3 protein-coding genes are annotated in these 8752 nt (G+C 54.8%); 1 reads left to right on the top strand and 2 read right to left on the bottom strand.

What is annotated here, in order from left to right; translation table 11 throughout:
* Together H145_RS24390 and H145_RS23090 are read right to left on the bottom strand one after the other, a co-directional pair.
* The coding region (locus H145_RS24390; RefSeq protein ID WP_205619333.1) for a DUF11 domain-containing protein at positions 1–2185 on the bottom strand (2185 nt) is incomplete at its 3' end.
* Positions 2186–3026: 841 nt separating this feature from the next.
* Positions 3027–8369, bottom strand: a complete 5343-nt coding sequence (locus H145_RS23090; RefSeq protein ID WP_083937862.1) for a right-handed parallel beta-helix repeat-containing protein — start codon at positions 8367–8369, stop codon at positions 3027–3029.
* Positions 8370–8532: 163 nt separating this feature from the next.
* Here H145_RS23090 and H145_RS22150 point away from each other — a divergent pair.
* Positions 8533–8752, top strand: a 220-nt coding sequence (locus H145_RS22150) for a transposase (RefSeq protein WP_019949731.1), incomplete at its 3' end; no start/stop codon positions are given.

Genomic DNA, 8752 nt, shown 5'->3' with positions numbered 1-8752 from the left:
CCACGTCAGCTACGGGCGTCACGGCTATTGTTGCCGTTGCCTGGTCTGGGGCCGTGTTGGCTCCCTGGCTGGTGGCCGTGGTTAGGGTTGCAATAGCATTCACCGGGCCAGTAGCCGGCGCGGTAAACGAAATAGTTGAGGAGGCGAACTCATTTGCACTTGCTGGCACACTCGCAATGGTGGTGTAGGAGACGATGCCTGTCGTTGGATCGTAGGTTCCCCCATTGGTGGCCGTTACGTTGGTCAGGCCAGCAGGCAGTTGCACTTGTGCATTAACGGTCTGAGCGGCACTAGGGCCATTGTTCTTAATGGCAACCGTGAACGTACCCGTAGCCCCAGCGTTGATCGGGCTTGCGCCCGCCGTCAGCGTAATGCCCAGATCAGCCACGGGGCTTACCGGGATGGTGTAAGTAGCCGGCGTGGCATCCTGCGCGCCTAAGTCATCGATTACAGTGTAGCTGAACGTTACATTGCCATCAAAACTGCCCGAAGGTTTAAATTGCAGCTGCGAGGCTTGCGCAGGTTTAATTACCGTGGTTGTGGTAACCAGTGTGCCGTTAAGAGAAAGCGTGCCCTGGGCGGCCGGCGGCAACGTAGTAATCCGGTATGAGTCGATGGTATTGTTGCCATCTGGGTCGGTACCCGTCAGGGCCGGAATGGTCGTCGGGCTGGCATTGGCGGCAATAGCGGGCGCGGTTACGTTGTTGGCAGCCGGTGGGCGGTTCTGCACCGTCGTCACGTTGGCGTTGGCCAACGAGCCGTTGTTGTTGGCGGGCTCCGTATCGGGGCTTGATGAGGTGCTGCTGGCTTTGCCCGTTACGATGCCAGTGGCTGGCATCGTGAATGAAATAGTTGTAACACTCTGCTGGTTGGAAGTCATCGTGCCGATGGTGGGTAGCGTTAGCACGCCGGTGCTGGCGACGTAAGTGCCACCGGTTACGTTTTGCAGATTTTTGGTTAATAGAACCTGCGTCACCACACCGCTCGCGTTGGTATCTCCCTGGTTGCGGGTGGTCACGGTGTAGCTTACCGTCTGGCCAGCCTGGCCGCGGGCCGGGCCCGTGAGGGTCGTAAGCAGGTCAGCTTCTTCGCACCACGTGAAGGCCGAAATGTACACGGCCTGCGTGCCGGAATTGTCTACCTCCGTTTGCAGGTTCTTATAAATCAGCTCCAGCCGAACAATCGGCTCCCGGAAGTTTACGGTTACGTTGCCGTCAGGGCCTTCTGTACCCGTGTTGCCCTGGCCAGTAATTCGGTTGCTACCGGCAGTAAAAAAATTATTGCCGTTAGGGGCCAAGCTAATATCGGTGGCTAATAGCTGCACTACCGTACCATCTACTTTATAACCATTGAAGGTTACGTCATCCACAAACGCACTTCCTATACTCGCGAGGCCTTTATCCAAATCGCCCATCGTGAAGCTGAAATTCTTCAGCGGGCGATTGAAGTCGAAATTGATAGTGCTGGTAACGCTGGCGGCACCCGTTGAGTTGAGTGAGCCGGTGTAGTCCGTAAACCAGTCGAGCGCGTAACCCGGGCTGCCAGCCCGATAGTCGGTGGTAAGCGTTGTCTGGCCAGCGGGGGCGCTGTAGTCGCGGGCAGTGATGGTTACGTTGGAATTAGCCACCGCAACAGTGCGCTGGACGGCCCAGTCCTCACCATCAGGCCGCGCCGTGAAATCAAATACCAAGGCCTGAGCACAAGTAGCCTTATTTACTGGAATACCTAATTGGCTGATATTAGACGTCACGCCTTCGCTATTCTTTACGCTAAAAGAAGCAATAGCGCCCGTGCCGGAGTAGTTAGTAACGGGCTGGAAGGAAAGCTGTGCCGAACGGCTAGCTGGGTAATCGGTGTTGACTGCTGCTATTCCTCCGTTTACATACAATGTGCCGAAGGCAGCGTTAGGCAAAGCGGTAAAACGCAGCGTATTAATGGTGCCACCTAAGCCGGAAAAACCCCAAGCCGCCAAATCCCGCAGGTTCTGCCGTGAGTTGTTTCCGATTAGGGTAGGATTGGTGAAATCCCGCGTAATGGGTGCTCCGTTTCCAACTTTGAAAGTATATTTAGCAGTGGTGGTAGAAGCCCCATCCGCGTTTCGTCCTTTGAAAGTAAAAGACGTATTATTCGAAACAGCATTCTCAGCCGCACTAAAGGCCAATCTGCTTGTCTGAGGAACGGGCAAATTTAGGCTTGGTGTAACTGCTATCCAGCCATTATTATTCGCGTTTCTCGCATACAGAACGCCCTGACTGGCATCGGGAAGCTCAACAAAGATAAAGCCGGTGGCATTCGTACTCGTACTTGAAAGGCCTCGGTCAAGTTCGGTAATGCCTGCACCGCGGCTTACTGTCGTAGCTGAGGTAATATTGCCTACTGTCGGAACGGCGTTGGGCCGGTTGGGGGCATTAGTACCTCCTTCAAAAGCAGCAAAAGGGTTGAGGCCTCCCGTGCTAATAGTGCTCGTAAAAGTGGGAGCTAGCGGCTGCTCCGTCTGGCGAATACTAGCGCCCGCTACCTCGGCGGCCGGTAGGACCCGGACTGTTTGGGCCCAGCCAGCTGTACTACCCAGGCTCACCCAGGCTAGCAGCAGCGGAACAACTCGTAAGAGTGTTTTCATAAAACAGAAAGAAAAAGCTTCAAGGATTGAAGTGGATTTTTTAATTGGGGTGCAAACTTAAGCCAACGAATGTACTTCGCGGGCGAGGGATGTAACTTTATTTTTCGTCCAACGTAGCCTTTGGCTCGATGAACGCCTTTAGTGAGGTAGATATTCTGGACTTGAGAGTTACCGAGCGACTTCACCAATACAAAAGGCCTATATGTTGCGCCAGGCCATACGCAATAAACACCGTTGCCGGATTTCTGTGAAACAAGAGATATATATTGCCGCTAGCGTTGAGCTACGCATACACGGAGCAGCCTGTAATGAGGGCCGTGATAAGTAGGATTAACGGGCTCACCTCCAACAAAAAAAGCCTCCCTGGATTCCAGAGAGGCTTTTTTTGTTGGTAAACCGTACAACACTAGTTCTTAACCAAGCGCGTAACGTGCGTGGAGGTATTGCCCGTCACCCGCACCATATAGCTACCCCTGGGCCATTCAGCCGAAGCCAAGTGCAGTAGTTGCCCGCCAGGGGCCGTGGTACTGTACAGCAGGCGGCCTGCTGCGTCGTATACCTGTACCTGGTAGGTGCCAGCGGGCAGGCTACTGAGTTGTAGAACAGAATTACCGCTGGTAGGCGTGGGCCATACAGCTACTGCAGCCAGATTACCGAAACGCACCGTCTGTACCTGGCTGTAGCTGGCCGTACCGTCTAAATCAACCTGCCGGAGGCGGTAGTACACGAGCTGCCCAACCGTCCGGCGGCCGATGCCGGCATCAGTCAGGTTATAGGTGTGTGCCTGGGCGCTGGTGCCCTGGCCAGCCTGGCGACCTACTTCTTCGAACCGCTGGCCATCGAAGCTGCGCTCCACGGCGAAGTAGTCATTATTAACCTCCTGGGCCGTTTTCCAGCTTATCCGGGTATCACCTCCTGCAGCCTGGGCTGTAAAGCTGATTAGTGTAACGGGTAGCGGTGGGACTTGGCTGAGCACTTTGACATTGCCTGAGAACTCCGAAGTAGTGTTGTTGGTGACCGTAGCCGTAGCTGTTAAGTATAGATCACCGTTGGCCAGTGCGGCCTGCAGGGCAGCTTGCTGGGTCGGTGACAGGTTGTTAATAATAGTGCTGATTGGCAAGTTGAATAAGAAGATAGGAGCTCCGGTTTCACTGCCCTGATCAAGCCCATTGACCATGCCGCTGTAGCTGCCGGTCCGGGAAGTTCCATCTACGATGCCTGTAGTTGTCCCTTCCGTAACCGTGAACAGATAGATCTGGCCTTGGCCGAAAGCCGGCGCAGTCTTATCGGCAATGAAGAATTCAAGCGTGCTGCCGGCCGGTGCGTAGCCGGTTACCTCCAGATTGCCATCGAAGGTACTCGCCCGGTAAATAACCGGGAAGTTGAGCAAGCCATTGGCACCGCTGGCCGCCGTTTTACCGTCAGTGTTGAGGCTGAAACCATCCCCTCCGGCAGTAGTAGAAGCGGATAAATCAATACCCAAGTCCTCGTTGTCAGAGAAGCTGTTCTGCGTAAATACATTGCCTGAACTACCAGCTAGAGCCACAATTCCATCACCCTTATTACCGGTGATGGTGTTCTGACTGAATGTATTATTGTTGGTGCTAGCTGCAATGCTGATGCCTGCATCTACTTTAGCGTTGCCCTGGCCGTTGTTTCGGATGATGTTCTTGGCAACAGTATTGTCCTTGTTGGTACCGCTGGAAAACTCGATACCATTGTTGAGGAAGTTGCTGATGGTATTACCCGTAATCGAGGCGTTGGCAGTGCCGCTTAGAATCTGGATTCCATCGGCATTCTGTTTTTGACCTGTGCCACCAAGTAATACGTTATCAGTTACTATAACATTATCAGCATTCTTCAACTGAATGCCTCCAAACGCGTTATCTGTTGCAGTGATATTCGTCACAGTTGAATTAGCTGAACCGCTCAATGATACAGCTGAACCTAGGTTAGCGTTACCAACCGCGCCGTTGAAGCCTATCGAAGCAATCAAGGCATTCTTGCCTGTTACCAGCAGCCCACGTGCGCCGTTAAAGTCGATGGTAACTTCCGGCCCCGTGGTTATCTCGGCTACTGCCGCTACTTTGTTGCCGGTCAGGTTTGCCTGCTTATTACCGTCTAAGGCTGTACCGATGGCGCTAATAGAGGGCAGAGCTGAAGCCAAAGTGAAGGTGGAACCCACATCGGCAAGGCCGCTACGCAGGCCGGGCAGCGCCCGCCCATCGCTGAGCATGAAGATGCTGATTTCTATGCCAGCCGCTGGGTCAGAAGCGGTAGTGCCCGTGGCTACGGTACCATTGAAGGCGTCCTGGTCAAGCCCATCATTCGTTAGTTCGTTTGAGTTGATAATGAACTGCCGCAAAGAGCCTTGGCCAGCATCATTTGTGTTGCTAATGACGTCGAAGTTGAAGCCGAAATCGACGCCACTATATGAACTTCCCGTTAGTTCGCTGGTCTGTGCAATAGACTGGGCCGTGGCCCCACCAGCTGTGAGGCTAGCTAGCGTCGCACCAGTGGCAGCAGCTCCTGCATCCACGAGGGTTGGATTTTCACCGCCTACGCGATTAGGGTCTGCTATGCCTTCCGCTACTCTGAAAGTCTGCACTGGCAGCACGCCTACCGCATCAGCCTTACGGGCCGATTTCACCGTTGAGCTAACCACCCGCACTGTATAGCGCGCTTCCGATGGAACGTTACTGAAACTGTATGTACCGTCGGAACCTGTAGTAGTCGTTTGTATCAGCTTGCCCGTGGTAACGCTATAGAGCTCTACCGTGGTGCCCGCGCTGCCAATCTGGCTAATAGCAGCGGCCGAGTTGCGGGCAGTTGCCAAGGTGCGGCCCGATCCGCCACCGTAGTTCACATCGTCGAAAACGGTGCCGCTAATCTGGGTCAATGGTATCACCTTCACCTTAGCATCGTCGGCTGTACCGTCGTTGTTGCCGGTGGCCGGGTCATCGGTGTCCGAAGTCGAGCGGGCCGTACCCAGCACCGTCTGGCTGGGCATGATAAAGCTGATACTGGCCGTAGTGACGGCTGACATAGCCTCGATAGTGGGAATTGCCGCCAGCGTCACTACGCCCGTCAGTGGATCATATACTGCACCAGTAGGCAGCGTCAGATCACTCGACGGTAAATTCGGTACCAGCGTAATGGTACGCACCACGTTAGTAGCCTTACCCTTGGGGCTGATATTCTGGGTCGAGATAGTGAAGGTTACTGTTGTGCCAGGGTTAGCCTGAGTAACGTTGGTCGTCAGCGTGGTCTTTATATCGGCTGGGCAACCCGCAATAAGGTTGGGCACGTCGGCGCGAGTGATGCCGGTTTGCGCCTGGCCCAAGTCAGCAGCGCCAACTCCCGAGCCGTATTGGGCACCATTAAAGCTCGTGCCGTTAGCACCAGGGCTAGAGCTTGTATTTGAATTCAGGACAGAGGAAGCAAAGATGATACCGCCGCCGCCGCCGCCGCCCGGGCCGTGGGGCGAAGTACTACCCGGGTTGGAACCGCCCTTGCCACCATCAGCCAGCACCGTAATACTCTGCAAAGAGGCAGGCGCATTATTAACGGGATTAACTAACAGTACCACCGAGCCGCCAGCGCCACCACCGCCCGAACCGTCGTTGACAGGTAGCAAGCTCATATCTGCCCCGCTCACATCAATAGTGCCAGCACCACTGATGCTGTTAGCCCGAACCAGCACAATGCCTCCACCGGCCGCGCCCGAACTGCTGAAGCCGCTGGCCGGATTGCCGAGGCCGTTGTTGACAGTACCAGCGCCGCCGCCGCCGCCCATTACAAGGCGGCTGGGCGTCGCCTGCGTAAAGTCGGCGCCGCCATTTCCTCCGTAAGGTTTATTCGAATTCCAGGCGTTGCCGCCCTGGCCGCCGCGGCCGGCGTTGCCGCCGCCGCCACCGCCGGTATTCTCGTCGTTAATCGTAAAGTTACCATCGGTGCCGCCGCCCCCGGCGTTGCCCGGAGCGCCGCGGCCCCGGTCACCTTGCGGGTAGCCGTCCCCGTCAGAACCACGAGTATCAAATAGTACTCCGCTGGAATTAACGTAACGCGGAGTACCGGCAGTGCCTTCACCTTTGTTAGCGCTGGTAGGAATGGTATTACTATGGCGGTAAGCGCCTTCGGCAATAGTAGCGGGGCCCTTAAACAGCTGCCCCGCACCACCCCGAAAGCCCAAGCCTTTGGCATCAATTTTCTTTCCGTTGAAATTAAGCGTCCCGCTCACGTCGAGTACGATGAGGCCTCCGGTTGATCCATTCCAGGCTGGAGCCACAATGTTTTCGTTCAGAGTCAGGTTCTTATACTGGGGTATGCGCAATACCTGGAAAGTTTGCTGTCCCTGGGTAGCTGACGAGGCCGCCGATTTATAGCCATACACCAGCGGGGTTTCCAGCGTCAAGGTTGATCCCGAAACGCTCTTCACTACCACGTACTCATACTGGCCGGCCGTAAATGCTGCGTCAATCAGATTGCCACTGCCCAACCCATCGCCACTAATACCATCGCCGTAACTGTCGTTATCAGTGGCGCTGATGCCTGCACCCTGCATCTGCATAAGAACCACTAGGTCACCGGGTGTAATGGTAGTACTGCTACCGTCCGTCCGAATACTTCCTAATGTTACTTTAGTGGTACCTGCTACAACTGTACCCGAACCTGGGTAGTAAGTATTAGGCGGAGTGCTGATGGTAGCATCTCCGTCTTTGCCGGGGGTAGCGCACAGCAGTGTGGCCAACGATGAGACAACTTGGGTGGAAATTTGGGCCCGTGGGTTGGTGCTATTGTTGTTATCTGCTACAGGGTCGCCTCCGCTGGTGGTACTGGTGGCCGAGGCCGAACCCGTTATCGTAGTTGGGGTGGTGGAAGGTGCGTTGAAGCGTACCGTATAGGCTATGTTAGCGCCATTATTCAGCGTACTGACAGCCGGCCAGGTTACTACGCCGTTAATGTAGCTGCCGCCGTCTGACACACTAACACCGGTGAGATTGGCTGGGAGTTGCGCCCGTAAGCTTACGCCGGTGGCAGTACTGGGCCCTAAGTTGGTAGCTACTACCGTATACCCGACTACCTGATTAGGCACTACCCGCGTCGGGCCATTAATTACCATCTCAATATCGGCTTCTTGGGTGACGAGAGTGGTAGATGTGCCGGTGTTGTTGCCAGGAGTATTATCAGTAATGGTGCTGCCGGTAATAGCATAGGTCGCTGAGCCAACAATATTGGTGTTAGGCATCGTGAAGGCAATATTTCGCTCCTGAGACTGCCTGCCGGCTAATGTGAAAGCTGGGAAAGTTGCTTTGCCGGTAGTGGCATCGTAGGTACCACTATTGGATAGGGAAACTCCCTTCAAATTCTTTGGAAGCGTAATGGTAGTGACAATACCTGACTGCTCCGCAGTACCATTGTTGGTTACTTTAGACGTAAAGTATACCAGTTTGCCCTGCGGAGCCTTAGCCGGGCTAATGAGCTCAGTGCTCAAATCAGTCGTTGCGAAAGGAGCTAAGGGCAGCGCGTAAGCGGGCGTAACGTTTGCTTCACCCCGCGTATCATTTACCCAGATTGGGAATGTACCAATAGCATCCCGGGTAAGGGAGGTATAGCTCGAGGGGGAGGCCGGGGCGGAGTGCGGATTGCGCGCGCTTAAAAGGGGGGAGCCATCCACACACAAGGGGCCGGTGAGCAGGCCTACCCACAGCAATAGTCGCCCGAAGGAATGGAGTAAGTGTTTGGTCATCTGATAGGGGGAAAAGAAGACTCAGAAAGGATAAATTTGAGATTAGGTGAAGCTTATCCAGATTGGCAAAAATATATAAAGTAAGTTATATAAAAAAAATAGTGGCATAATGTGAGGTGGTCTAGGCAAGACGGACAGAAGAAGGACGTATATTTCTTCTGTTATGACAGCAAAATCCAGCGGGACGTCGCCCGACAAACGGCGTAAATACGGCGACGCGTTTAAGGCCGAGGCCCTACGCCTGGCCAGCGAGAGCCGTAGCACGCAAGCCGCGGCCCGGCAACTGGGCATCAGCCCCAAGCTGCTCTACCGCTGGCAGCAGGCCCAACTCGTCGCCGAAGTAGGCAGTATAGAAGTGGCCCGCGACCCGGAAGTGCGGGCCC

The sequence above is a fragment of the Hymenobacter aerophilus DSM 13606 genome (assembly GCF_000382225.1).
In the GTDB taxonomy this organism is placed as follows: Bacteria; Bacteroidota; Bacteroidia; order Cytophagales; family Hymenobacteraceae; genus Hymenobacter; species Hymenobacter aerophilus.
Note: the sequence above shows the minus strand (reverse complement) of the source record. Positions and strands in the feature narration are given on the sequence as shown.

Bases quoted from the DNA above. Each gene is read 5' to 3' on its own strand.
- H145_RS23090 (WP_083937862.1), bottom strand. From the start codon at position 8,369: ATGACCAAACACTTACTCCATTCCTTCGGGCGACTATTGCTGTGGGTA.